Source organism: Streptomyces sp. NPDC046870, from assembly GCF_040704595.1.
GTDB lineage: Bacteria > Actinomycetota > Actinomycetes > Streptomycetales > Streptomycetaceae > Streptomyces > Streptomyces argyrophylli.
Genome location: NZ_JBEYXM010000007.1, coordinates 339,458 through 362,317 on the forward strand (window position 1 = coordinate 339,458; position 22,860 = coordinate 362,317).

General features: G+C 72.3%; 21 protein-coding genes and 1 riboswitch. Of the genes, 12 read left to right on the plus strand and 9 right to left on the minus strand.

The window, feature by feature from the left end; genetic code table 11:
• Positions 1 to 153 precede the first annotated feature (153 nt).
• On the minus strand, positions 154 to 789 hold the full coding sequence (locus tag AB0946_RS19115) for a PadR family transcriptional regulator (protein WP_366761758.1): 636 nt from the start codon (positions 787 to 789) through the stop codon (positions 154 to 156).
• A gap of 228 nt (positions 790 to 1,017) precedes the next feature.
• On the opposite strand from AB0946_RS19115, the gene AB0946_RS19120 reads away from it, so the two are divergent.
• On the plus strand, positions 1,018 to 1,830 hold the full coding sequence (locus tag AB0946_RS19120) for a PhzF family phenazine biosynthesis protein (protein WP_366761759.1): 813 nt from the start codon (positions 1,018 to 1,020) through the stop codon (positions 1,828 to 1,830).
• A gap of 8 nt (positions 1,831 to 1,838) precedes the next feature.
• Here the strand turns inward: AB0946_RS19120 and AB0946_RS19125 are convergent, their stop codons facing one another.
• Entirely contained in the window at positions 1,839 to 2,639 is an 801-nt protein-coding gene (locus AB0946_RS19125) for a type II CAAX endopeptidase family protein (protein ID WP_366761787.1), read from the minus strand.
• A gap of 234 nt (positions 2,640 to 2,873) precedes the next feature.
• Entirely contained in the window at positions 2,874 to 4,391 is a 1,518-nt protein-coding gene (locus AB0946_RS19130; RefSeq protein ID WP_366761760.1) for a glutamate--cysteine ligase, read from the minus strand.
• Positions 4,392 to 4,960: 569 nt separating this feature from the next.
• Between AB0946_RS19130 and AB0946_RS19135 the strand changes: the two genes are divergently transcribed.
• Both AB0946_RS19135 and AB0946_RS19140 read left to right on the plus strand, forming a co-directional pair.
• A complete protein-coding gene (locus tag AB0946_RS19135; RefSeq protein ID WP_366761761.1) occupies positions 4,961 to 5,545 on the plus strand; it encodes a hypothetical protein in 585 nt (194 codons plus the stop codon).
• A gap of 286 nt (positions 5,546 to 5,831) precedes the next feature.
• Entirely contained in the window at positions 5,832 to 6,038 is a 207-nt protein-coding gene (locus AB0946_RS19140) for a DUF5999 family protein (RefSeq protein ID WP_041665012.1), read from the plus strand.
• A gap of 111 nt (positions 6,039 to 6,149) precedes the next feature.
• Here AB0946_RS19140 and AB0946_RS19145 read toward each other — a convergent pair whose 3' ends face one another.
• On the minus strand, positions 6,150 to 7,625 hold the full coding sequence (locus AB0946_RS19145; protein ID WP_366761762.1) for a glycoside hydrolase family 43 protein: 1,476 nt from the start codon (positions 7,623 to 7,625) through the stop codon (positions 6,150 to 6,152).
• A gap of 219 nt (positions 7,626 to 7,844) precedes the next feature.
• Between AB0946_RS19145 and AB0946_RS19150 the strand changes: the two genes are divergently transcribed.
• From AB0946_RS19150 to AB0946_RS19185, 8 genes are all read left to right on the plus strand, one after another.
• Positions 7,845 to 8,375 (plus strand): universal stress protein, encoded by a 531-nt coding sequence (locus AB0946_RS19150; RefSeq protein ID WP_366761763.1) that lies wholly within the window; start codon positions 7,845 to 7,847, stop codon positions 8,373 to 8,375.
• 141 nt (positions 8,376 to 8,516) lie between these two features.
• On the plus strand, positions 8,517 to 9,074 hold the full coding sequence (locus AB0946_RS19155) for a hypothetical protein (RefSeq protein ID WP_366761764.1): 558 nt from the start codon (positions 8,517 to 8,519) through the stop codon (positions 9,072 to 9,074).
• 227 nt (positions 9,075 to 9,301) lie between these two features.
• The gene (locus AB0946_RS19160) at positions 9,302 to 11,260 is read left to right on the plus strand and encodes an amino acid transporter (RefSeq protein ID WP_366761765.1); all 1,959 of its coding nucleotides are present in this window, start codon (positions 9,302 to 9,304) and stop codon (positions 11,258 to 11,260) included.
• 193 nt (positions 11,261 to 11,453) lie between these two features.
• Entirely contained in the window at positions 11,454 to 11,849 is a 396-nt protein-coding gene (locus AB0946_RS19165; RefSeq protein WP_171158339.1) for a molybdopterin-binding protein, read from the plus strand.
• A gap of 197 nt (positions 11,850 to 12,046) precedes the next feature.
• Positions 12,047 to 12,877: a molybdate ABC transporter substrate-binding protein gene (gene modA, locus AB0946_RS19170; protein ID WP_366761766.1), complete on the plus strand. Its 831-nt coding sequence runs from the start codon at positions 12,047 to 12,049 to the stop codon at positions 12,875 to 12,877.
• A complete protein-coding gene (modB, locus tag AB0946_RS19175) occupies positions 12,874 to 13,734 on the plus strand; it encodes a molybdate ABC transporter permease subunit (protein ID WP_366761767.1) in 861 nt (286 codons plus the stop codon). The genes modA and modB overlap by 4 nt, the downstream gene beginning before the upstream one ends.
• Entirely contained in the window at positions 13,731 to 14,960 is a 1,230-nt protein-coding gene (locus AB0946_RS19180) for an ABC transporter ATP-binding protein (RefSeq protein WP_366761768.1), read from the plus strand. Before modB ends, AB0946_RS19180 begins: the two co-directional genes overlap by 4 nt.
• Before the next feature lie 28 nt (positions 14,961 to 14,988).
• A complete protein-coding gene (locus AB0946_RS19185; protein ID WP_366761769.1) occupies positions 14,989 to 15,408 on the plus strand; it encodes a TOBE domain-containing protein in 420 nt (139 codons plus the stop codon).
• 53 nt (positions 15,409 to 15,461) lie between these two features.
• Here AB0946_RS19185 and gcvP read toward each other — a convergent pair whose 3' ends face one another.
• On the minus strand, positions 15,462 to 18,347 hold the full coding sequence (gene gcvP / locus AB0946_RS19190) for an aminomethyl-transferring glycine dehydrogenase (protein ID WP_366761770.1): 2,886 nt from the start codon (positions 18,345 to 18,347) through the stop codon (positions 15,462 to 15,464).
• A gap of 174 nt (positions 18,348 to 18,521) precedes the next feature.
• Positions 18,522 to 18,616, minus strand: a riboswitch (glycine riboswitch).
• A gap of 119 nt (positions 18,617 to 18,735) precedes the next feature.
• On the opposite strand from gcvP, the gene AB0946_RS19195 reads away from it, so the two are divergent.
• Positions 18,736 to 19,110, plus strand: a complete 375-nt coding sequence (locus tag AB0946_RS19195; RefSeq protein ID WP_366761771.1) for a PRC-barrel domain-containing protein — start codon at positions 18,736 to 18,738, stop codon at positions 19,108 to 19,110.
• On the opposite strand, the gene AB0946_RS19200 is transcribed toward AB0946_RS19195, so the two are convergent.
• The 4 genes from AB0946_RS19200 to AB0946_RS19215 form a co-directional block, all read right to left on the minus strand.
• Positions 19,029 to 20,525, minus strand: a complete 1,497-nt coding sequence (locus AB0946_RS19200; RefSeq protein WP_366761772.1) for a DNA polymerase IV — start codon at positions 20,523 to 20,525, stop codon at positions 19,029 to 19,031. The genes AB0946_RS19195 and AB0946_RS19200 overlap by 82 nt on opposite strands.
• A gap of 79 nt (positions 20,526 to 20,604) precedes the next feature.
• Positions 20,605 to 21,288, minus strand: coding sequence for a MerR family transcriptional regulator (locus tag AB0946_RS19205; protein ID WP_106972091.1), 684 nt, complete (start codon positions 21,286 to 21,288; stop codon positions 20,605 to 20,607).
• 260 nt (positions 21,289 to 21,548) lie between these two features.
• On the minus strand, positions 21,549 to 22,022 hold the full coding sequence (locus AB0946_RS19210) for a bifunctional nuclease family protein (RefSeq protein ID WP_026253112.1): 474 nt from the start codon (positions 22,020 to 22,022) through the stop codon (positions 21,549 to 21,551).
• A gap of 85 nt (positions 22,023 to 22,107) precedes the next feature.
• Positions 22,108 to 22,845 carry a MerR family transcriptional regulator gene (locus AB0946_RS19215; protein ID WP_366761773.1) on the minus strand — a complete coding sequence of 246 codons (738 nt, stop codon included), beginning with the start codon at positions 22,843 to 22,845 and terminating at the stop codon, positions 22,108 to 22,110.
• Positions 22,846 to 22,860: the final 15 nt, after the last annotated feature.

Genomic DNA, 22,860 nt, shown 5'->3' on the forward strand with positions numbered 1-22,860 from the left:
ACATCAGGGATGTTCCGGTGAAGGCCGACTGGACCATCGAGGAACCCGGCCCGGCCCGGTGTGGGCCATTCGCGGCAAGGGCCCGACGACCGGGCGAAGGCGCCCCGCGCGGACGGCCCGGGGCGCCACGGCCGGCGGCCGCGCCCAGGGGGCTCAGTGCTCGTCGGCGAGGATGAGGTACAGCTTCTTGCGGGCGTCGTTGATGACGGCGAGCGCCTTCTCGCGCTGTTCCTTGGTGCCGGTCTTCCACACCTGGCCGAAGGCCTCCATCAACCCGAAGCCGGCCTGGCGGATCTCGGCGAGGGCCTCCCAGTCGACTCCGCGCGAGGCCTCCTCCCAGGGGGCGTCCGGCCCCTCGTCGGCGGCGGCCCGCCCGCTGTCGGTCAGGGAGAACAGCTTCTTGCCGCCCTCACTCTCGCTGGCGATCAGGCCCTCGTCCTCCAGCAGTTGGAGGGTGGGGTAGACCGAACCGGGGCTGGGCTTCCAGGCGCCGCCGCTGCGTTCGGCGATCTCCTGGATCATCTCGTAGCCGTGCATGGGCCGGTCCTTGAGCAGGGCCAGGATCGAGGCGCGCACGTCACCGCGCCGTGCCCGACCGCGCGGGCCGCCCCGTCCGCGCGGCCCCCAGGGACCGGGACCGAAACCGGGTCCGCCGGGACCGAAGCCCGGACCGCCCGGGCCGAAGGGCCCGAAGGCGGCCCGCCGCCCGTCGAACCCGCCGAATCCGCCCATGCCCCGCCGTCCGGGGCCCTCGTGCCCGTGTCCACGCTCGAAACCGTGGGTGCGCATCGCGATCACTCCATTCCATCGTTGATCTGTCACGTATGCATCGCATATCGTTCGCGATGTCTCAACGATATATCGGAACCGATCGCATGACAATCCCCTTGCCGAGCGCGCGGGCACGCGACGCCCAGGGCGCGCCTGCCGCTCCCGGGCGGGCCGGGGCGACAATCAGTCCAGGGCCGCCGGATCGGCCTTGGTACGGGGGCCGTGGCAGCCGCTAGCGTCAGCGCCATGCGCATCCGAATCGTCGACGCCTTCACCGACCGCCCCTTCGCCGGCAACCCGGCAGGAGTCCTGCTCCTGGACGACGTCTTCCCGGACGACGACTGGCTCCAGAACGTCGCCATGGAGGTCAACCACGCCGAGACCGCGTTCACGCACCGGCTGCCCGAGGGCGGCGATGCGGACTGGGCACTGCGCTGGTTCACTCCGGTCACCGAGGTCGCGATGTGCGGCCACGCCACCCTCGCCACGGCCCACGTCCTGCACACCACCGGCGCCCACGAGGGCCCGGTGCGGTTCGCCACCCGCAGCGGCGTGCTGATCGCCACGCCCGGCGCGGACGGCTCGGTCACCCTCGACTTCCCGACCGCCCCGCTCACCCCGGTCGAGGTCCCGGCCGGGGTCGCCGAAGCGCTCGGGGCGCAGCCGGTCGCCGCCTTCGACACCGGTCCGAACGTCGGCGACCTGCTGGTGGAACTCGCCGACGAGAAGACCGTGCTGACCCTCTCCCCCGACCACCGGGCCCTCGGCGCCTACTCCGCGCGCGGCGTCATCGCCACCGCCCGCGCCGACGATCCGTCCCGTGGATACGACTTCGTCTCCCGCTGCTTCTTCCCGAACGTCGGCATCGACGAGGACCCGGTGACCGGCAGCGCCCACACCGCGCTCGCCCCGCACTGGTCCGCCCGCCTCGGCCGCGACGACCTCACCGGGCTCCAGGCCTCCCGCCGCACCGGGCTGGTCCGCACCGGGCTGCGGGGCGAGCGCACCCTGCTCACCGGCTTCGCCGTGACGGTCGTCGACGGCGAACTGCGCGCCTGAGAACCGGCTCAGGCGGTCGGCAGCCAGCCCACCTTCCCCGCGAGCAGGGCGTAGCCGACGAACGCGCCGATGTCGAGCAGGGAGTGGGCGACGACCAGCGGGCCCACCCGGCCCCAGCGGCGGTACAAGCAGACGAACACCACGCCCATGACCATGTTGCCGAGGAAGCCGCCGACGCCCTGGTAGAGGTGGTACGAACCGCGCAGGACCGCGCTGGCCACCAGCGCGGTCCCCGGGGTCCAGCCCAGCTGCCCCAGCCTGCGCAGCAGATAGCCGACGACGATGACCTCCTCGAGGACCGCGTTCTGCAGCGCGGACAGGACCAGCACCGGGTACTTCCACCACACGTCCGGCAGTGCCTCCGGTACGACGGTGAGGTTGAAGCCGAGGCCGCGGGCGGCGAGGTAGAAGGCGATGCCGGTGCTGCCGATCACGGCCGCGATGCCGGCACCCCGGGCGAGGTCGGGCCAGGGGCGGGTGCGGTCGAAGCCGAGCGTGCGCAGCCCCGCGCCCTCGCGCAGCAACAGGTGGGCGACGAGCGCCACGGGCACCAGCGCGGTGGCGATGCCGAAGAGCTGCCAGGCCAGGTCCAGCCAGGGGCGGCCCGGCGCGGCGGAGGCGTTGAGGGTGGCCGCCTGGTCCTTGAGCCCGCCCGGCTTGGTGACCGAGCCGATGAAACTGATCAGCGCGGACACCCCGCTCGCCCCGAGCGAGAGTGCGAGCACGAGCAGCGTCTCGTCCCGCAGTATCCGTCGCGGGTCGCGCTCCCGCGCCGCGGAATCGGCCACCGAGTCAGCCTCCACCTGCACCCCTGCCTCCAGCCGGCTCACGGGCCCCTCGCCCACCTTTCGCCTGGCAAGGATCGCAGAAGCGGCTGTGGGGGGCGCGGCATGCCCCGGAAGGGCACCTCCGCGCGCGGCCTCACGACAGCCCACCGGCCGGCTGTACGGCGGGGCTCCGCCGCACCGGCGCTCACCCCCGGAGCGCGGCCCGGCGGTCCTCGCGGCGCTCACCCGGCCCGGTGGCCCGGCGGAGCCCCGCGCTCAGCCCAGCGGTACCGGTTCCGGCAGGCCCACCGGCCAGGTGTGCACCGGCTCCCCCACGTGCATCAGCTCGGCGTACCGCCGCGTCGTCGCCGCCAGGGCCGCCTGCCGTGACATCCCCTGCTCCAGCGCCCGGTGGAAGGTGGCCGCCTGCCAGGACGCCCCGTTGACCCGGCGCCGGCAGCGTTCCTCGATCACGCCCAGGTAGAGGTCCCGGTCGGCGGCCTCCACACCCCACGCGTCCAGCCCGGCCGCGGCGAGCGGCAGCAGCTCGTCGCGGACCAGCGTGACCGCGTCGACCTCGCCCGTGCCGCCGTACCGCCCCCGCCGGGGCCAGACGAAGCGCGCGTCGATGCCGTACCGGCACGCCGCGTCGAAGTTCGCCTCGGCCGCGGCGAACGGCAACCGCGTCCACACCGGCCGTGACTCCTCCGCGAGGGCGCGGACGAGGCCGTAGTAGAAGGCCGCGTTGGCGATCACGTCGGTGATGGTGGGCCCGGCCGGCAGCACCCGGTTCTCCACCCGGAGGTGCGGGACGCCGTCGGCGATGCCGTACACCGGCCGGTTCCAGCGGTAGATCGTGCCGTTGTGCAGCACGAGTTCGGCGAGCTTGGGCACCCCGCCGGCCTCGACGACCTCCAGCGGCTCCTCGTCGTCGCAGATCGGCAGCAGGGCCGGGAAGTAGCGCAGGTTCTCCTCGAACAGGTCGTGCGCGGAGGTGATCCACCGCTCGCCGAACCAGGTGCGCGGCCGTACGCCCTGGGCCTGGAGCTCGGGCGGCCGGGTGTCCGTGGACTGCAGGAACAGCGGGGGCCGGGACTCGCGCCACAGCTCGTGCCCGAAGAGGAACGGTGAGTTGGCGCCGACGGCGATCTGCGCGGCGGAGGCCGCCTGGGCCGCGTTCCACACGTCGGCGAACCGCCCCGGGGTGACCTGAAGGTGCAGTTGCAGGGAGGTGCACGCGGCCTCGGGCACGATCGACTTCGAGGTGCAGACGAGGTGCTCCACGCCCTCGATGTCGAGCCGGAAGTCCTCTCCGCGCGCGGCGACGATCTGGTCGTTGAGGAGCGTGTAGCGGTCGACCTCGGAGAGGTTCGAGGAGACCAGGTCGTCCCGGTCGAGGGTGGGCAGGATGCCGATCATCACGATGCCCGCGTCCACCTCGCCGGCCTTCCGGTCGGCATAGGCGAGCGACGTGCGCAGTTCTTCGGCGAGCCGGTCGAATACCCGGCCGCCCAGACGGTGTGGGGCTATGTTGACCTCCAGGTTGAACATGGCGAGTTCGGTTTGGAAGTCACGGCTCGCGATGCGCTCCAGTACCTGCCCGTTCAACATTCTCGGCATACCGTCCGACCCGGCGAGATTCAACTCGATCTCGACTCCCATGAGATTCTTGGGCCGGTCGAATCGCTTCTCGCTCAGCAGCCGCTCCAGTCCCGTCAGGCACTGCTGGAGCTTTTCACGGTAGCGCTGGCGATCGGACAGGTCGAACTGCCCTGCCACGACCTTCTCCCCCATCGAAGTGTCCCTCCTCGGATGGGCGGGCCGACGATCCGGCCGCCTGGCTCCCGGGTCACGTGGGATGATGCCCAGCCGAAGCGATCGATAACGTCCCGCGCGGGCCCGCCGCCCGCTAGTCTGTCGGAATGTTCCCGGCGGCACATTCACGGGGCATGCCGCGCTCGCACCTTCGGGTGCCCCGGACGCCTCGTGAAAAACGCCGACGACATTCGGCCGACCGTTACCGGTGCGTAAGGCGAGGTCAGCGACGGGGACCCGGTCCGGAAATCGGGATGATTTCCGCAAATCCACGGCCTAATTCCGCCTTGCCCGGTCGGCCGGAAACGGATAGCCGAAACACCGGCCGAACACACGTCGTATAAACTTCGTCCGCAAGGCAGAAGGTTGGCGCCCTCGGTCCTGGTTTCCGCGGTGTTCCTGCCGTCCCCGTTGACGGGCGGCAGACCGAGCCGCACTCTCTTCCACACCGACCTGGGCCCCCACCTCTCCGGCCTTCCGTGAGCTGACAGCGCCGTCCGCCCCACCCTCCTCGCGCCGCCGCGCCTGTCGAATGAGAGGCGACCCACATGCCGCTGCACGTGCCCCCTGCCCCCGCGCCTGCCCTGCGCTCCGTCCTCACCGCCCTCGGTTCCCCCACCGCGGTCCGTGAGGCGCGCACTCCCTCCCTGCGCGCGGCGCAGGGCCCCGCGACACCGGAACTCCCGTTGCCCGTCCACGTACTGGACCGGATCACCGCGCAAGGCCTGTCCGCGACCCGGCTGGCCGGCTGGCGCTTCCTGATCCGGTGCGGTGATCGCGCGGTGGCCGCGGCCGAGACCATGCTGACTCCCGACGGCTGGGCCTTCTCGCACTTCTTCGAGGGTCCGTACGTCGCCTCCACCGAACGTGCCCTGCACCAGGCCGAGGCCCTGCAACAGCCGTACCAGGCAAGACTGTTGTCCGTCCCCGGGCTGTACATGCTCACCCTGTGGCTGCACGGCGACTGCTCCGGCGACGGCAGCGAGGGCCACCCCGCCGCCACCGATCTGCTCGTACCGCTGGCGCCCGCACCGCCCGGCATCCCGACCCACCGTCCCTTCCCGGTAGCCGAACTGCTTCCGGTGCTGACCCAACGGGCGACTCCTCTCCCGCTGCTCGGTTCTCCCGCCTGACCGAAGCCCGCGTACCCCGCTTCCCGCGAGGGAAGCGGGGTACGACTGTCTTTCGAGCACTCCGCCGCCCGGAGCCATCCGGACTAGTCCCATCCGGCCACTGCGAACCACCCGAAGGGACAGTGCAGTTGGACTGAACCGTCCGCGCGGGTGACGCGTCCTGAACCTGTGAGAAGCGGTGCTGTGAAATCCCTGCGGAACGACGCCCAGAGGACAACACTGGTCTCCGACCGATTCATCATCACGGGGGACGGACATGATCACGACAGAGCGAGAGATCCCGCCCATGTGCCAGCACCAGCCGCCCTGCCCGCCAGCCGAGTCCGCCGACCGGGAGTCCGCCCGCCTCGTGGCGCACCACCCGGAGCAGGGGTGGAGCCTGCTGTGCAACGGCGTCCTGCTCTTCGAGGACACGGGTGAGCTGCTGCCCGACGGCCGCGTCATCGCCCCGCACCGCCCGCTCGGAGCGGAGCAGGTGATGACCGCCGCCTGAGGGCGGCACGGCAACCCGGCCCGGGCACGGCACACCGACCTGACCCGAACAGGGTGACGTGCCCCCAGGCCCTTCGAAAATTTCGGGGACGCTCCATGCGTCAGGGGCCCGCTACGGCGTGGTGGGCGCGTACTCGAACCAGTCGAAGGCCGCGCGGCCCTCGGTGACGTACATGCCGATGACCCGGCCGGTGAAGCCGGCGGCCACCTCCGTGGACAGGTAGCGGCCGTCGAGTTCGGCGAGCCGGACCGTTCCCTCGCCGGTGCCGACGCGGAAGACGAGCGTGTCCGGGCCGTGCTGCGTCCCGGGGTCCCGGGTGGCGCGGATCTCGACGGTCAGGGTGACCCGGCCCTCCGGCACCGGGTGTGCGGCGACGCGCTGCCGCAGCGGGCCGATCCGCGCGATCACGGCGGCGACACCCCCGCTCACCTCCAGGTCGTAGTGGTGGGCCTCGTCCATGCGCACCGACAGCCCCGCCCGCGCGGCGCCGGGCTCCAGTGATGCCGCCGCCCGGCAGTCGTGGTGCTGCTGGCGGCGGCCGACGAAGGTGTGCCCGGGCCGGTCGAGGCTGTCACCGGTGGCGGTCAGGATGAGCCGGCCCGGCCGCTCGGTCAGCGACCAGCAGCCCTCGGGGCGGCGCCGCGGGGATATCCAGTGCGGTGCGAGCGCTGGGCCCGCGAAGTCGTCCCGCACCGGCGGCTGCTCCACGGGTGCCCAGGCGGCCGGCGCCGGGTGCCGCTCCCGGACCGGGCCCGTCCGCGGCCAGCCGTCGGCCCACTCCACCGGGACCAGGAAGGTCTCCCGGCCGAGGACGTGGAACTCCGGGAACCAGCCCCGGGGCCGGGTGCCGAGCAGCACCATCCACCAGGTGCCGTCGGCCGCCCGCACCAGGTCGCCGTGGCCGGTGCACTGGATGGGCAGGCCGGTGCCGCGGTGGGACACCAGGGGGTTGCCGGGAGCCGGTTCCCAGGGGCCGCGCGGCGAGCGGGCGCGCGCCACCGAGACACCGTGCCCCAGGGCGGTGCCGCCCTCGGCGAGCAGCAGGTACCACCAGTCGCCGATCCGGTACAGGTGCGGGGCCTCCGGGTCGCGCAGGCCGGTGCCGGACCACATCGGCAGCGGCCCCTCCAGCACCTGTCCCGTGCGCGGGTCGATCCGGGCGACGCTGACCCCGGCCATCGCGACCCAGCAGGAACCGTCCTCGTCCCACGCCAGGTCCGGGTCGATGCCGGGCAGATCGATCCACACCGGGTCGGACCAGGGGCCCTCGGGGCGCTCCGCGGTGACCAGGAAGGTCCCGCCGGCGCCCGCGCTGGTGGTGATGACGTGGAAGAGTCCGTCGTGGTGCCGGAGCGTCGGCGCGTAGATCCCGGCGGACGCCGGGACGTCGTCGGGCAGGTCCAACTGCCCGGGCCGGTCGAGCACGTTGCCGATCTGGCGCCAGTGCACCAGGTCCCGGCTGTGGAACAGCGGAACGCCGGGGAAGTACTCGAAGCTGGAACACACCAGGTAGTAGTCGTCGCCGACCCGGCACACGCTGGGGTCGGGGTGGAAACCCGGGATGACGGGATTGTCGTACGTTCGCATGTTCGCCTCCTGGAGGCGTTCGAAAGTTTCGCCGTGAGTGCCGAATGAGCGCCGAATCCTAATGCCCGAAGAGGCGTGCGGGGGGTCCCGCCGCCCCGGCTGGTCGAATCACCGGCACGGGAGTGGGATGGAAGGAAGCGAGGACCTCGCAGCGGGCACGCCCTCGGGTGTCACGGCCGTCACCCTCAGGTGCCCGTGCGCAACGGTGGAGTCTGAGTCATGTCCGGTTACGACGCCTCGGCGGCCACGCGGGTGGTGGTCGGCGTGAGCGGCTCCCTGAACAGCGTCACGGCCCTGCGGCGGGCCGCCGCGCTGGCCCGCCGGCTGCGAGCCCAGCTCTGGCCCGTGCTGGCCTGGGAACCACCGGGCGGTGACGCCGCCGCGCGGCGCTCCCCCGCCGGCGGACTGCTGGTGGAGGAGTGGCAGCGGCTCGCCAAGCAGCGGCTGGCCTCGGTGCTCGAGGAGATCTTCGACGCGGAGGGTCCCGGTGTGCCGATGCAGCCCGTCGTCGTGCGCGGTGCCCCCGGCCCGGCGCTGGTGGCGACCGCGAACCGGGAGGACGACGTCCTGGTGGTGGGCGCCGGACGGCGCGGGCTGCAACGGGCCTTCTCCGGCCGGGTCTCCCGGCACTGCCTGGCCCACGCGGTCTGCCCGGTCCTGGCGGTGCCCCCGTCCCCGCTGGAATCGGAACTGCTGGCCGTCCACCGCCGCAACACGTGGCATCTGCGCATCGACACCCGCGGGTTGTGACGGGGGGACCGGTCACGCACGGGCGCGTGGCGCGGGAGGTCACGTCGGCCCCGCTGCCATCACGTCAGGAACCGGCCCGTGGCCGTCAGAGCACCGTCAAGGGCAGGCCCGGGCCGCCGACGACGGACTACCGTTTCCCCCATGGAGCACGGCCACGACATCCGCCCCCAGCCGACCGGCACCCACCCGTCCGGCACCGAGGCCGTGGTGCGCGACCGCGGCTGGACCAAGGACGCGCGCACGTCGGCCCGCTGTGCCGGCGCGCTGTTCGGCCTGCTGCTGTGCGTCGACTGGACCGCCGGCTCGCTGACCTGGTGGCGCGGTGTCCTGTGGCTCCTGCTGGCCCTGCTCCTGTTCCTCGTGCTGCTCCCGGTGCGCGTGTCCGCCGGCCGGGACTGGCTGGCCACCCGGCGCCTGTACCGCACCCGCCGCGTCCGCACCGATCTGCTGACCGCGGTGCGCCCGCTGGACGGCGTCACCCGGCGCCTGGTGCTGCGCGACGCCCTCGGCAACCGGGTCGAGATCGACCCGGAGGTCCTGATCCGCAACCCGGAGCTGTGGTACCGGCTGGACGAGGGGGCCCGCGCCGCGCAGGCCGCCGGCACCCTGCTGTGCGGCACGTCGGCGCTGCGCCACCTGGCCCGCCGCGTGGACCGCGAGACGGCCCTCGGTGTGTTCCGGGCGTCGGGTCTGGAGTGACGCTCGGTGGCCGCCGCGCGCCGGCTCCCCGCTCCTCTCGCTCCAGGCCGAACCCGTCCCGGCCTCCCCTTCTTGGTGCGGCTCCGCCTCGCGCGGGCCATTCTTAACGCAAGCTTGACGCCGCCCGCGCCGTGATCCATAGGCCCAGGCGTCACTCTCTGCTTACGCTGGTGCCGCCGTCCGCGTGATGGCTGCAAAGAGCTGAGCCGCACTTCAGGAGCACGCCGATGGTCACGACCGAGCGCCCTCCCAGTACCAGCCGCCTGCGCGCGTGGATGCTGGAGGGCCTGTCCGACATGGGCAAGGGCGGTGGCCACACCGGACCCCACGCCGCGCCGGAGCCCCCGCACCAGGGGCAGCGCTGGTGGCGGGTGATGTGCCTGACCGGTGTCGACTACTTCTCCACCCTCGGCTACCAGCCCGGCATCGCGGCCCTGGCCGCCGGTCTGCTCTCGCCGATCGCGACCATCGTGCTCGTCATCGTGACACTGGCCGGCGCGCTGCCGGTCTACCGCCGGGTCGCGCAGGAGAGCCCGCACGGCGAGGGCTCGATCGCGATGCTGGAGCGGCTGCTGTCCTTCTGGCAGGGCAAACTGTTCGTGCTCACGCTGCTGGGTTTCGCGGCGACGGACTTCCTCATCACCATCACGCTGTCCGCCGCGGACGCCTCCACCCACCTGGTGGAGAACCCCCATCTGACGCAGGCCCTGCAGGGCAAGCAGATGCTGATCACCCTCCTCCTGGTGGCCCTGCTCGGCGCGGTCTTCCTCAAGGGCTTCCTGGAGGCGATCGGCGTCGCGGTCGTCCTGGTGGGCGTGTACCTCGGGCTGAACCTCGTCGTCGTCATCACCGGCCTGTGGCACGTCGTGACCGCCGAACACGTGATCACGGACTGGAGCAGCGCGCTGACCACGGAGCACGGGAACGTCTTCGTGATGATCGGCGTCGCACTGATCGTCTTCCCCAAGCTCGCCCTGGGCCTGTCCGGGTTCGAGACCGGTGTCGCCGTCATGCCGCACGTGAAAGGCGACGCCGGCGACACCGAGGAGCGGCCCGCGGGCCGCATCCGGGACACCAGGAAGCTGCTGACCACCGCCGCGCTGATCATGAGCTGCTTCCTGATCGCCACCAGCTTCATCACCACGCTGCTGATCCCGGAGAAGGAGTTCAGGGCGGGCGGCCAGGCCAACGGCCGCGCGCTCGCCTACCTCGCGCACGAGTACCTCGGCAGCGCCTTCGGCACGGTCTACGACGTGTCGACGATCGCCATCCTGTGGTTCGCGGGCGCCTCCGCCATGGCAGGGCTGCTCAACCTGATGCCGCGCTACCTGCCCCGCTACGGCATGGCCCCGCACTGGGCGCGGGCGGTACGGCCGATGGTCATCGTCTTCACCCTCGTCGCCTTCCTGGTGACCTGGATCTTCGACGCCGACGTCGACAAGCAGGGCGGCGCCTACGCCACCGGGGTGCTGGTGCTGATCAGCTCCGCCGCGATCGCGGTGACCATCGCCGCGCGCAGGGCGGGACAGCACGGCTGGACCATCACCTTCGCGGTGATCTCGGTGGTGTTCCTCTACACGACCGTCGTGAACGTCATCGAGCGCCCGGACGGCGTGAAGATCGGTGCCTGTTTCATCGCGGGCATCGTGCTGGTCTCCCTGCTGTCGCGGCTGGCCCGTGCCTTCGAGCTGCGGGTGACCAGCGTGTCGCTGGACCCCATGGCGGAACGGTTCATCCGGGACATGGCCAGCCGCAAGATACGGTTCATCGCCAACGAGCCGGACCGCCGCGACAAGGCCGAGTACCGCGACAAGATCGAGCAGATCCGCGCCGACAACGACATGCCCGAGCAGGAGGACTTCGTCTTCGCCGAGGTCACGGTCACCGACCCGTCGGAGTTCGAGGCCGGCCTCACCGTGCGCGGGGAGGTGCTGCACGGCCGCTACCGGGTGCTGACGCTGGAGTCCGCCTCGATCCCGAACGCGCTCGCCGCCCTGCTGCTGCACGTCCGTGACGTCACCGGCTGCACCCCGCACATCTACTTCGAGTGGACCGAGGGCAGTCCGTTCGCCAACTTCCTCCGCTTCTTCCTCTTCGGACAGGGCGAGGTCGCCCCGGTCACCCGCGAGGTACTGCGCGAGGCGGAACCGGACCGCGAACGCCGGCCGCGGGTGCACACCGGCTGAGCCGGGCAGGCGTGGCGGCAGGCCCGGACCGCCTCGGCGCTCCGGTCGTCCGGCACCGCGACGGCGGGCGCCCGGCCCCGGTCCCGCCGAACGCGTCCGCCGGGACCGGGTGCGTGGTACGGCGGTACCGCGGCACCTCCGACGGCCGACCCGCGTCCACGCCCCCCGGGCGCGTGGCCCTAGGGTGACCGGCATGCAGTCCTACACGATCGGTCAGGCCGCGCGGCTGCTCGGCGTCAGCCCGGACACCGCCCGCCGCTGGGCCGATGCCGGCCGGGTGGCCACGCACCGCGACGAGTCCGGGCGGCGGCTCATCGACGGCAGAGACCTCGCGGCCTTCTCGGTCGAACTGGCCAAGGCGGGTGCCGCCGAGGAGGACGCCTCGTACACCTCGGCCCGCAACGCCTTCCCCGGCATCGTCACCGCGATCAAGCTCGGCGACGTCGCCGCGCAGGTGGAGATCCAGGCCGGCCCGCACCGGCTCGTCTCGCTGCTGACCCGGGAGGCGGTGGAGGAACTGGGCCTGGAAGTCGGCATGGAGGCCACCGCGCGCGTCAAGTCCACCAACGTGCACATCGACCGGGTCTGACCGGGCACCAGACACCCCCCCGGGCCGACCAGCGCGGTACAAACGCACATGCGAGCCGGAGGGCAACAGACCCTGGCTCATGCGATGCAACAGCAGACTCCTCCCTGGCGGATGCGGCAGTATGATCGCCGCACGGCCATCACCGAGCCGTGCCTGGGCGCGACCGTCGTACGACAGAACCGAGGAGTAGATCCGTGATGACCCGTTCCGTACGCCGGACCCGGCGGACAGTGCGGCTGGCCGGCGCGGGAGCCGCCGCCATGCTGGCCCTCGGCGCCTGCTCCTCCCCGTCGGACTCCACCGACTCGTCCAACCCCTCCGCCCCCTCCGGCACATCGGCGTCCCGGAAGCTCTCGGGCACGGTCACCGTGTTCGCGGCGGCCTCCCTGAAGGAGAGCTTCACGACCCTCGGCAAGGAGTTCGAGGAGCAGCACCAGGGCACGAAGGTCAGCTTCAACTTCGGCGGCAGCGACACCCTCGCCGCGAACATCACCAGCGGCGCCCCCGCGGACGTGTTCGCCGCGGCCAGCCCCGGGACGATGGCCGTCGTGACGGACGCGAAGGACACGGCCGGCACCCCGGTCACCTTCGTCCGCAACCAGCTGGAGATCGCCACCGTCCCGGGCAACCCGCACAAGGTGGCCTCCCTGAAGGACCTCACCAAGGCCGGTCTGAAGGTCGTCCTGTGCGACAGGACCGTCCCGTGCGGTGCCGCCGCCCGGAAGGCCCTCGACGCGAGCGGGCTGAAGCTCACCCCGGTCTCCTACGAGCAGGACGTCAAGGGCGCCCTGACCAAGGTGGAGCTGAAGGAGGCCGACGCGGCGGTGGTGTACAAGACCGATGTGAAGGCGGCGGGTGACAAGGTGGAGGGCGTGGAGTTCCCCGAGTCGGCCGGTGCCGTCAACGACTACCCGATCGCGCTGCTGAAGAACGCGCCGAACGCCGAGGCCGCCAAGGCGTTCATCGCCCTCGTGCGCTCCGCGGAGGGCCAGAAGGTGCTGCACGAGGCCGGGTTCCTCAAGCCGTGACCTCGCTCGGCAAACCCGGTGCCGCGACCGGCCCCCGCTCGGGCCGGCCACGGCGCCGCCGCGTCGGCACCGGGGGCCGGCGCGGGGTGCCGCTTCCGCTGCTGCTGCCGGGCGTGCTGGCCCTGGCGTTCCTGCTGCTGCCGCTGCTCGCGCTGCTCGTCCGAGCGCCGTGGCGCGGCCTGCCGGGCCGGCTGACCAGCGCCGAGGTGTGGCAGGCGCTCCAGCTGTCCCTGGTCAGCGCCACCGCGGCGACCGCCGTCAGCCTCGTCCTCGGCGTGCCGCTGGCCTGGCTGCTGGCCCGCACGGAATTCCCCGGCCGGGGCCTGGTTCGGGCCCTGGTCACCCTCCCGCTGGTGCTGCCCCCGGTGGTCGGCGGTGTGGCCCTCCTGCTGGCCCTGGGCCGCAACGGCGTCGTCGGCCGGTGGCTCGACGCGTGGTTCGGCATCACCCTGCCGTTCACCACCACCGGGGTCGTGATCGCGGAGGCGTTCGTCGCGATGCCGTTCCTGGTGATCAGCGTGGAGGGCACGCTGCGCGCCGCCGACCCCCGCTACGAGGAGGCGGCCGCCACGCTCGGCGCCTCCCGCTTCACCGCGTTCCGCCGGGTGACCCTGCCGCTGATCGCGCCGGGCATCGCGGCCGGCGCGGTCCTGGCCTGGGCCCGCGCGCTCGGCGAGTTCGGCGCGACCATCACGTTCGCGGGCAACTTCCCCGGCCGCACCCAGACCATGCCCCTCGCGGTCTACCTGGCCCTGCAGAACGACCCCGAGGCCGCCATCTCCCTCAGCCTGGTCCTGCTGACCGTGTCGATCGCGGTACTGGCGGGCCTCCGGGACCGCTGGATGACCACGTCATGACGATCCCCCACCCCGAGCCCACCGACGGCACCGACCCCTGCCGGGCCCCTGCCGCGACCACCGACGCCACGAACCCCGCACCGCGGCCCGCCGCGACCGGCGGTCGCACCGGTCCCGCACCGGCCCCCGCGGCGACAACCGCCCGCACCGGCTCCGCATCGCGCCCCACCACAGGCCCGCACCAGCCGGCCGGCCTGGACGCCCGCCTGGTGGTCGACCGCGGCACCTTCCGCCTGGACGTCACCCTGCGGGCCACCCCCGGTGAGGTCCTCGCCCTGCTGGGTCCCAACGGCGCCGGCAAGACCACCGCCCTGCGCGCCCTCGCCGGCCTCACCCCCCTCACCGACGGTCACCTCCGTCTGGACGGCACCTCCCTGGCCCACACACCCCCGGAGTCCCGCCCGGTGGGCGTGGTCTTCCAGGACTACCTGCTCTTCCCGCACCTGTCCGCCCTGGACAACGTCGCCTTCGGCCCCCGCTGCCAGGGCGTGCGCAAGGCGGCGGCCCGTGCCCAGGCGGCGACCTGGCTGGACCGGATGGGTCTGGCGGCCCACGCGGGCGCCAAGCCCCGCGACCTCTCCGGCGGCCAGGCCCAGCGCGTGGCCCTCGCCCGCGCCCTGGCGACCCGCCCCCGGCTGCTGCTCCTCGACGAGCCGCTGGCGGCCCTGGACGCCCGAACCCGCCTGGAGGTCCGCGCACAGCTGCGCCGCCGCCTGGCCGAGTTCGAGGCGGTCTGCGTGCTGGTCACCCATGACCCGCTGGACGCCATGGTGCTCGCGGACCGGCTGGTGGTCGTGGAGGACGGCCGGGTCGTCCAGCAGGGCACGCCCGCCGACATCGCCCGCCACCCCCGCACGGACTACATCGCCCAGCTCGTCGGCCTCAACCTCTACCGCGGACAGGCCGCGGGGCACACCGTACGGCTCGACACCGGCCCCGCGATCACGACCACGGAGGAGCTGTCGGGCCCGGTCTTCGTGGCGTTCCCGCCGTCCGCCGTGACCCTGTTCCGGGACCGGCCCTCCGGCGCCAGCGCCCGCAACCTGTGGCGCTGCGAGGTCGCCGGCCTGGAGACGCACGGCGACCAGATCCGCGCCGACCTCACCGGCGAGCTGCCGCTCGCGGCGGACCTGACGACGGTCGCCGCCGCCGAGCTGGACCTGCACCCGGGTGCACCGGTCTGGGCGACGGTCAAAGCGACGCAGACCCACGCATACCCGGCCTGAGCGGACCGGCGCTCTACGGTGGGTGCCCATGACCCTGAGCATCCGCAACCAGCTGCCCGGCACCGTCACCGAGGTGCGCGCGGGCGAAGTCATGGCGACCGTCAAAGTCCGGCTCAGCGGCGGTCAGGACCTCACCGCCGCCGTCACCCTGGAAGCCGTCGAACAGCTCGGCCTCGCCCCGGGCTCCCCGGTGACCGCCCTGGTGAAGGCGACGGAGGTATCCCTCGCCGCCAACCGGGTCGAGGGTCTGTCGATCCGCAACCAGCTGCGCGGCACGGTCATCCGTCTCTCGCTCGGCGAGGCCATGGCCACCGTCCGGGTCGCCGTGGAAGGCGGCGAACTCACCGCGGCGATCACGAAGGACGCGGCCGGGGACCTCGGCCTGTTCGTGGGCTCCGACGTCGTCGCCCTGATCAAGGCGACCGAGGTCTCGCTGGCGACGGCGTAGAAGGCCCGAAGGCCCCGCCCGGAACCCGGGCGGGGCCTTCGTCAGCGGTTCGCTCAGTCCTCGTAGGCGTCCAGCGGCGGGCAGGAGCACACCAGGTTGCGGTCGCCGTAGGCCTGGTCGATACGGCGCACCGGCGGCCAGTACTTGTCGGCGGCCGAGACACCGGCCGGGAAGACGGCCTCCTCGCGGCTGTAGGCGTGCGTCCACTCACCGCCGAGCGCGGCGGCGGTGTGCGGGGCGTTGCGCAGCGGGTTGTCCTCGGCGGGCCACACGCCCGAGCCGACCTTGTCGATCTCCGTGCGGATGGCGATCATCGCATCGCAGAAACGGTCCAGCTCGGTGAGGTCCTCCGACTCGGTCGGCTCGATCATCAGCGTGCCGGCCACCGGGAAGGACATGGTCGGCGCGTGGAAGCCGTAGTCGATCAGGCGCTTGGCCACGTCGTCCACGCTCACGCCGGTCGCCTTGGTCAGCGGGCGCAGGTCGATGATGCACTCGTGCGCGACGAGGCCGCCGGGACCGGTGTAGAGCACCGGGTAGTGCGGCTCCAGGCGCTTGGCGACGTAGTTCGCGGAGAGCACCGCGACCTGCGTGGCGCGCTTGAGGCCCTCCCCGCCCATCAGACGCACGTACGCCCACGAGATCGGCAGGATGCCCGCGCTGCCCCACGGGGCGGCCGAGATCGGGCCCACCCCCGTCTCAGGGCCGGCCTCCGGCTGGAGCGGGTGGTTGGGCAGGTACGGCGCCAGGTGCGAGCGGACCGCGACCGGGCCGACGCCCGGACCACCGCCGCCGTGCGGGATGCAGAACGTCTTGTGCAGGTTGAGGTGGGAGACGTCGCCGCCGAAGTGGCCGGGCTTGGCGAGGCCGACGAGCGCGTTGAGGTTGGCGCCGTCGACGTACACCTGGCCGCCCGCCTCGTGCACCTGGGCGCAGATGTCGGCGACGTGCTCCTCGAACACCCCGTGCGTGGACGGGTAGGTGATCATCAGCACCGCCAGCTCGTCGCGGTACTGCTCGATCTTGGCGCGCAGGTCCTCGACGTCGATCTCGCCGTCCTCGGCGGTCTTGACGACGACGACCTTCATGCCGGCCATCACCGCGCTGGCCGCGTTGGTGCCGTGCGCGGAGGAGGGGATGAGGCACACGGTGCGCTGCTCGTCGCCGTTGGCGCGGTGGTAGCCGCGTACGGCGAGCAGACCGGCCAGTTCGCCCTGGGAACCGGCGTTCGGCTGGAGGGAGACCTTGTCGTAGCCGGTGACCTCGGCGAGGCGGTCCTCCAGCTCGTGGATGAGCGTGAGGTAGCCCTGGGCCTGCTCGGCGGGCGCGAAGGGGTGCAGCTGCCCGAACTCGGGCCAGGTGACCGGCTCCATCTCGGTGGTCGCGTTGAGCTTCATGGTGCAGGAGCCCAGCGGGATCATGCCGCGGTCGAGCGCGTAGTCCCGGTCGGCCAGCCTGCGCAGGTAGCGCAGCATCGCGGTCTCGGAGCGGTGTTGGTGGAAGACCGGGTGGGTGAGGTAGGCGTCGGTGCGCAGCAGCGCCTCGGGCAGGGTGTCCTCGGCACTGTCGTCCAGCGCCTCGATGTCGCCGTCGACACCGAAGGCGGCGAAGACGGCGGCCAGCTGGGCCCGGTTGGTGGTCTCGTCGCAGGCCGCCGAGACGTGGTCGGCGTCGACGAGCCGCAGGTTGACCCCGTTCTCCCGGGCGGCGGCGACGACCGCGGCGGCCTTGCCGGGCACGCGCGCGGTGATCGTGTCGAAGTACGCCCCGTGGACGATCTCCACACCGCCGGCCTTCAGCCCCTCGGCGAGGATCGTGGCGTACCGGTGCGTGCGCCGGGCGATGGTCCGCAGGCCCTCCGGCCCGTGGTAGACGGCGTACATGCCGGCCATCACGGCGAGCAGCACCTGGGCGGTGCAGATGTTGCTGGTGGCCTTCTCGCGACGGATGTGCTGCTCACGGGTCTGCAGCGCCAGGCGGTAGGCCTTGTTGCCGTCGACGTCGACGGAGACGCCGACGAGCCGGCCGGGGAGGCTGCGGGCGAACTTCTCGTGTACGGCCATGTAGCCGGCGTGCGGGCCGCCGAAGCCCATCGGCACACCGAAGCGCTGGGTCGTGCCGACGGCGATGTCTGCCCCGAGTTCGCCCGGCGAGGTCAGCAGGGTCAGCGCGAGCAGGTCGGCGGCGACCGTGACCAGGGCGCCCAGCTCGTGCGCCTGGTCGATGAGGGGCTTGATGTCCCGTACGGCACCGGAGGCGCCCGGGTACTGGATCAGCACGCCGTTGATCTCGCGCTCGGCGATGTCCGCCGGGATGCCGTCGCCGAGGTCGGCCACGACGACCTCGACGCCGGTCGGCTCGGCGCGGGTCTCGATCACCGCGATGGTCTGCGGCAGCGCGTCCGCGTCGACCAGGAACAGGCCCTTCTTGTTCTTGCCCATGCGCCGGGACAGCGCCATGGCCTCGGCGGCGGCGGTGCCCTCGTCCAGCAGGGAGGCGCCGGAGGTGGGCAGCCCGGTCAGCTCGGCGACCATCGTCTGGAAGTTCAGCAGGGCCTCCAGGCGGCCCTGGGAGATCTCCGGCTGGTACGGCGTGTAGGCCGTGTACCAGGCCGGGTTCTCCATGACGTTGCGCAGCACGACGGGCGGCGTGAAGGTGCCGTAGTAGCCCAGGCCGATCATGGAGCCGAGGACCTGGTTGCGGTCGGCGAGCGAGCGCAGCTCGGCGAGCACCTCGGCCTCGGTGCGGGCGCCTGGCAGGTCCAGGGCATCGGCGTTCTTGATCACATCCGGCACCGCCGCGGCGGTCAGCTCGTCGAGCGAGCCGTAGCCGACCTGCGCGAGCATCTTGGCCCGCGCCTCCTGGTCGGGCCCGATGTGGCGCTGCTCGAACGGGGTGCCCGCTTCGAGTTCGGAGAGCGGAATGCGATGGGCGGTCATTGCGGAGGCCTCCTGGTCTGACGCGACCTGCGAGGGGCACCACGGCGCGGGTACCCCGACGGCCTCCCCCTCTGTCATCTCGACCTGAGAGCTTCACCGGACGCCCGCGGGCACCGGCTTTCCCCGTCGGTGAGGGCGGAAGCCGTCGGCATCCGCCCTGCTTTCCAGAGTGACCTCGTCCGTGCGGTACGTGAGCCTGAGAGATTCCGGGGAGGATTTGCTCCTTCGGCGCCTCCGAGGTGGTCGGAGGACTCTCCCGCACGGGGTCAGCAGCCGCTGTCAGCCTACCAGCGAGGTCAACGACGGGGCCTTCGAGTGGCCGCCTCCTTGAATGTGCTCTTTTGTAGTGCTTACGGATGAGTTGCGACCACGTGGAGGGAGAGGGACCGTGCAGACCGACATCGATCCACGCAACCTGATCGGCCGCAAGGCGTTCGACCGCAATGGCACCAAGATCGGCACCATCGACGAGGTGTACCTGGACGACGCGACCGGCGTGCCCGAGTGGGCCGCCATACGCACCGGCCTGTTCTCCCGCGACGCCTTCGTGCCCCTGGAGCCCAGCGAACTGGTCGACGACACCCTGCACGTCCCCTTCGACCGCGCCCTGATCAAGGACGCCCCCGACTTCGGCGTGGGCCGCCACCTCTCCCCCGAACAGGAACTGCAGCTCTACCACCACTACGGCCTCGACGTGGCGGCCCCGCCCCCCAAGGTCCCGGACCGCGACTTCGGCAAGCTGGCGGGGTCGGAGGAGCCCTGACCGGTGGTGTCCTCCGGGGTGCGGGGCGGAGTCCCGCCGTGCGGGTCGCCGCTCGGCGGACCGGGTCGGCTGGGCGGCTCGGGTGGATCCATGACCAGCGGCAACGGTTCGGCGCCCGCCAGCGCGGGATCGTCGACGAGGAACGTCCGCACCCGTCCCGGAGCGGACTGAGGCGTCTCGAACCGCACGGTCACCCGCCCCAGACCGCTCCCCTGCACCCACCCGTGCCCGTACTCCGTATGGCGTACGTCCTGCCCGGCCCGCCACTCCCGCTCCACGGGCGCGCTCCGCTCCACGACGGCCTCCACCGCACCCTTCTCCGGCTCCTCCGCCGCGGGCACGGGTCTGGACTGCGCGAACAGGTCCTCCTGCGTGTAGTCGGCGAGCCCGGACACCCCCACCCCGAGCAGCCGCACCCCGCCCGTGGTGTCCACGGAGTCCAGCAGCCGCGCCGCCGCCTCGCGGACGACCACGGGGTCGTCGGTGGGCCCTCGCAGCGTCTCGGAGCGGGTCAGGGTGGAGAAGTCGTACCGCCGCACCTTCAGCACGATGGTCCGCCCCGACAGCCCGGCCTCGCGCAGCCGCCGCACACACCGGTCGGCCAGCCGCTGCACCTCCAGGCCGACCCGCAGCCGATCGTGGATGTCCACGTCGTACGTGTCCTCCACGGACACCGACTTGGCCTCCCGCTCGGCCACCACGGGCCGCTCGTCCCGCGCCAGCGCCATGGCGTACAGCGCCTGCCCGTGCGCCTTGCCGAGCAGCCGGACCAGTTCGTCCTCGCCGGCCTCCGCCAGCTCCTCCACCGTGGTGATCCCGGCCCGGCGCAGATGGTCCCCGGTCGCCGGTCCGACACCCGGCAGGGTGCGCACCGGCATCGGTGCCAGCAGCGCCCGCTCCGTGCCCGGCTCGATGAGCAGCAGCCCGTCCGGCTTCGCCTGCTCGGAGGCGATCTTCGCGAGCATCTTGGAAGCGGCGAGTCCCACCGACCCGGTGAGCCCGGTGACCGCCCGGATGTCCGCGCGCAGCTTCTCCCCCGCCCGTCGCGCCGACTCCTCGTCCCGGGCCGCTCCCCCGGCCTCCAGGTCCACGAACGCCTCGTCCAGGCTCAGCGGCTCGACCAGCGGTGACAGCTCCCGCAGCAGCGCCATCACCTGGTCGCTGATCGCCCGGTACAGGGTGAAGCGCGGCACCAGGTACGCGGCGTTGGGCGCCAGCCGGCGCGCCTGGGCCATGGGCATGGCCGAGTGCACCCCGAACACCCGTGCCTCGTACGACGCGGTCGCCACCACCCCGCGCGGTCCGAGCCCGCCCACGACCACCGCTTTCCCGCGCAGACTCGGCTTGGATGCCTGCTCCACCGAGGCGTAGAAGGCATCCATGTCGAGATGCAGGATCGTGGGCGCGTTTCTCACATCCCCGATGCTGCACCACGGCACTGACAATGCGGACACCCGCGCGCCCCGCGGGAGGTCCGGCGGTCGGACGCGGCCGTCAGACCGCCCGGTTGCGGCGCCGCGCCAGCTCGTCCGCCGGGTTGTGCCCGACCAGGGTCTCGCCCGTGTCGATGCGCTCGCCGTGCAGCTGGGAGAGGGCGCTTTCCACGTCCCGCCACACCACACCGACAGCGATCCCGAAGATGCCCTGACCGCCTTGGAGCAGGGCGTGCACCTCGTCCGGCGAGGTGCACTCGTACACGGTGGCGCCGTCGCTCATCAGGGTCATCCGCTCCAGGTCACGGAAACCGCGTTCCCTGAGGTGCTGGACGGCCGTGCGGATGTTCTGCAGGGACACCCCGGTGTCCAGGAACCGCTTCACGATCTTCAGGACGACGACGTCCCGGAAGCTGTACAGACGCTGGGTGCCCGACCCGTAGGCGGGCCGGACGCTGGGCTCGACCAGACCGGTGCGCGCCCAGTAGTCGAGCTGCCGGTAGGTGATGCCGGCAGCCGCGCAGGCCGTGGGCCCGCGGTAGCCGATCTCCTCGGACGTCATGGACGCCACCCCTCCGCCGTTCGGCACCGCCGTCGGCAGCTGCGGAGCGTGCTCCACCGCGCTGCCGGGATGGGCATGACCCCCGCCGGATCGCGGCCGCGAGCTCGGGGGCGGGTACGGACCGCTCTCCCCGAAACCGCGTCCGGGGGCACCCCCAGCCGTACCGTCGCCGCTGGTTCTCACGCCGACCTCCGTCCTTGACCTGCCTTCTCGACGGTAGGCAGTCACCAGGGGTGCGTCAACGATCGCCACACTCGGCACGCCGAGTGATAATCACCCAAGGAGTGGTTTCCCGTGTCCCACCGCGGGGAAAGGCTAGCCGAATGCGCTGGCGGGGGGCCGTAGGACGCTCTCACTGGCCGGAGGCAATTGCCGGGGCGCGGACCGTGCGGGGCCGCCGTCCGCCCCCGGACACACCAGGGCGGACGGGCGCGTCCCGGGGCTCACTGGCTGCTGGTGCCGAAGTCCTCGGGCGAGATCTGGTCGAGGAACTCGCGGAACTTCTCCACCTCGTCCTCCTGCTCGTCCGGAATGGCGATGCCGGCGTCGTCCAACACCGTGTCACTGCCGTAGATCGGCGTTCCGGTGCGCAGGGCGAGCGCTATGGCATCGGAGGGGCGGGCGCTGACCTCGACCCCGCTGGCGAACACCAGCTCCGCGTAGAAGACACCTTCCCGCAGATCGGTGATGCGCACTTCGGTCAGCTCCTGGCCGACGGCCTCCAGCACGTCCTTGAACAGGTCGTGGGTCAGCGGTCGCGCGGGGGCCATGCCCTGCTGGGCGAAGGCGATCGCCGTCGCCTCCCCCGGCCCGATCCAGATGGGGAGGTAACGATCGCCTCCCACTTCGCGCAGGAGCACGATCGGTTGGTTGGAGGGCATTTCGACCCGGACACCTACGACATCGAGCTCGTTCACACAGCAACCCTAGGCGGTGCCCGGGACGTTTGGGTAGTCGGGCCGGGAACAGGTGCCCGATCCGGCCGCTCCACGGCCCGCCGTATCAGGGCAGCCGGACACCGAGAGCGGTCGTCACCAGGGCCGCGTGCAGCCTCACCGTCAGCGCCGCCAGCTCCTTCGTGCGGGCCTCGGCGTGTGCCCTGGTCTGCGGGTTGCGGTGGCGCTTGAGCGGGGCCACCACCTGGTCGACCAGGCCCGCCTCGCGGTCGGCGGCGGCCTTCATGGACCGCAGGTGGCGCGGCTCGATCCCGAACCGGCCCAGCTCGGTGATGAGGGAGGCAACGGTGACGGCCTCGGCGTCGTACGCGCCGTCCTCCAGCCGAGCGATGAGCCCGTAGGACTCCCACTCCTCCAGGTCGCTCTCGTCGATGTCCGCGGCGGCCAGCAGCTCGGACCTGCCGATCCTGGCCACCGTGGGCCCGTCCACGCGCGCGGGCACGTCCTCCGCGGTGCGCTGACGGCCCACCACGGGCAGCGGGACGGCCTCACCCCGCTCCATGGCGTCCAGGTGCTCACGGATCACCTTGAGCGGCAGGTAATGGTCCCGTTGCATCCGCAGGACGTGACCGAGGCGCTCCACGTCCCCGGCGCTGAACTTGCGGTACCCCGACGGAGTCCGCTGCGGCTCGATGAGTCCCTCCGACTCCAGGAAACGGATCTTGGAGATGGTGACTTCCGGGAACTCGTCGCGCAGCACGTTCAGCACCGTGCCGATGCTCATCAGCCCGCTGTCCCTGGCGGCGGTACCGCTTCCGGCACCGCCGCTCGGTGTTTGAAGCATGGACCTTCCCTGGGG

What these genes read in the sequence shown, in the direction of transcription:
- AB0946_RS19115 (WP_366761758.1), bottom strand. Translation starts at nt 789, where the DNA reads ATGCGCACCCACGGTTTCGAGCGTGGACACGGGCACGAGGGCCCCGGA.
- AB0946_RS19120 (WP_366761759.1), top strand. Translation starts at nt 1,018, where the DNA reads ATGCGCATCCGAATCGTCGACGCCTTCACCGACCGCCCCTTCGCCGGC.
- AB0946_RS19130 (WP_366761760.1), bottom strand. Translation starts at nt 4,391, where the DNA reads ATGGGGGAGAAGGTCGTGGCAGGGCAGTTCGACCTGTCCGATCGCCAG.
- AB0946_RS19135 (WP_366761761.1), top strand. Translation starts at nt 4,961, where the DNA reads ATGCCGCTGCACGTGCCCCCTGCCCCCGCGCCTGCCCTGCGCTCCGTC.
- AB0946_RS19140 (WP_041665012.1), top strand. Translation starts at nt 5,832, where the DNA reads ATGTGCCAGCACCAGCCGCCCTGCCCGCCAGCCGAGTCCGCCGACCGG.
- AB0946_RS19145 (WP_366761762.1), bottom strand. Translation starts at nt 7,625, where the DNA reads ATGCGAACGTACGACAATCCCGTCATCCCGGGTTTCCACCCCGACCCC.
- AB0946_RS19150 (WP_366761763.1), top strand. Translation starts at nt 7,845, where the DNA reads ATGTCCGGTTACGACGCCTCGGCGGCCACGCGGGTGGTGGTCGGCGTG.
- AB0946_RS19155 (WP_366761764.1), top strand. Translation starts at nt 8,517, where the DNA reads ATGGAGCACGGCCACGACATCCGCCCCCAGCCGACCGGCACCCACCCG.
- AB0946_RS19160 (WP_366761765.1), top strand. Translation starts at nt 9,302, where the DNA reads ATGGTCACGACCGAGCGCCCTCCCAGTACCAGCCGCCTGCGCGCGTGG.
- AB0946_RS19165 (WP_171158339.1), top strand. Translation starts at nt 11,454, where the DNA reads ATGCAGTCCTACACGATCGGTCAGGCCGCGCGGCTGCTCGGCGTCAGC.
- modA (WP_366761766.1), top strand. Translation starts at nt 12,047, where the DNA reads ATGACCCGTTCCGTACGCCGGACCCGGCGGACAGTGCGGCTGGCCGGC.
- AB0946_RS19180 (WP_366761768.1), top strand. Translation starts at nt 13,731, where the DNA reads ATGACGATCCCCCACCCCGAGCCCACCGACGGCACCGACCCCTGCCGG.
- AB0946_RS19185 (WP_366761769.1), top strand. Translation starts at nt 14,989, where the DNA reads ATGACCCTGAGCATCCGCAACCAGCTGCCCGGCACCGTCACCGAGGTG.
- gcvP (WP_366761770.1), bottom strand. Translation starts at nt 18,347, where the DNA reads ATGACCGCCCATCGCATTCCGCTCTCCGAACTCGAAGCGGGCACCCCG.
- AB0946_RS19215 (WP_366761773.1), bottom strand. Translation starts at nt 22,845, where the DNA reads ATGCTTCAAACACCGAGCGGCGGTGCCGGAAGCGGTACCGCCGCCAGG.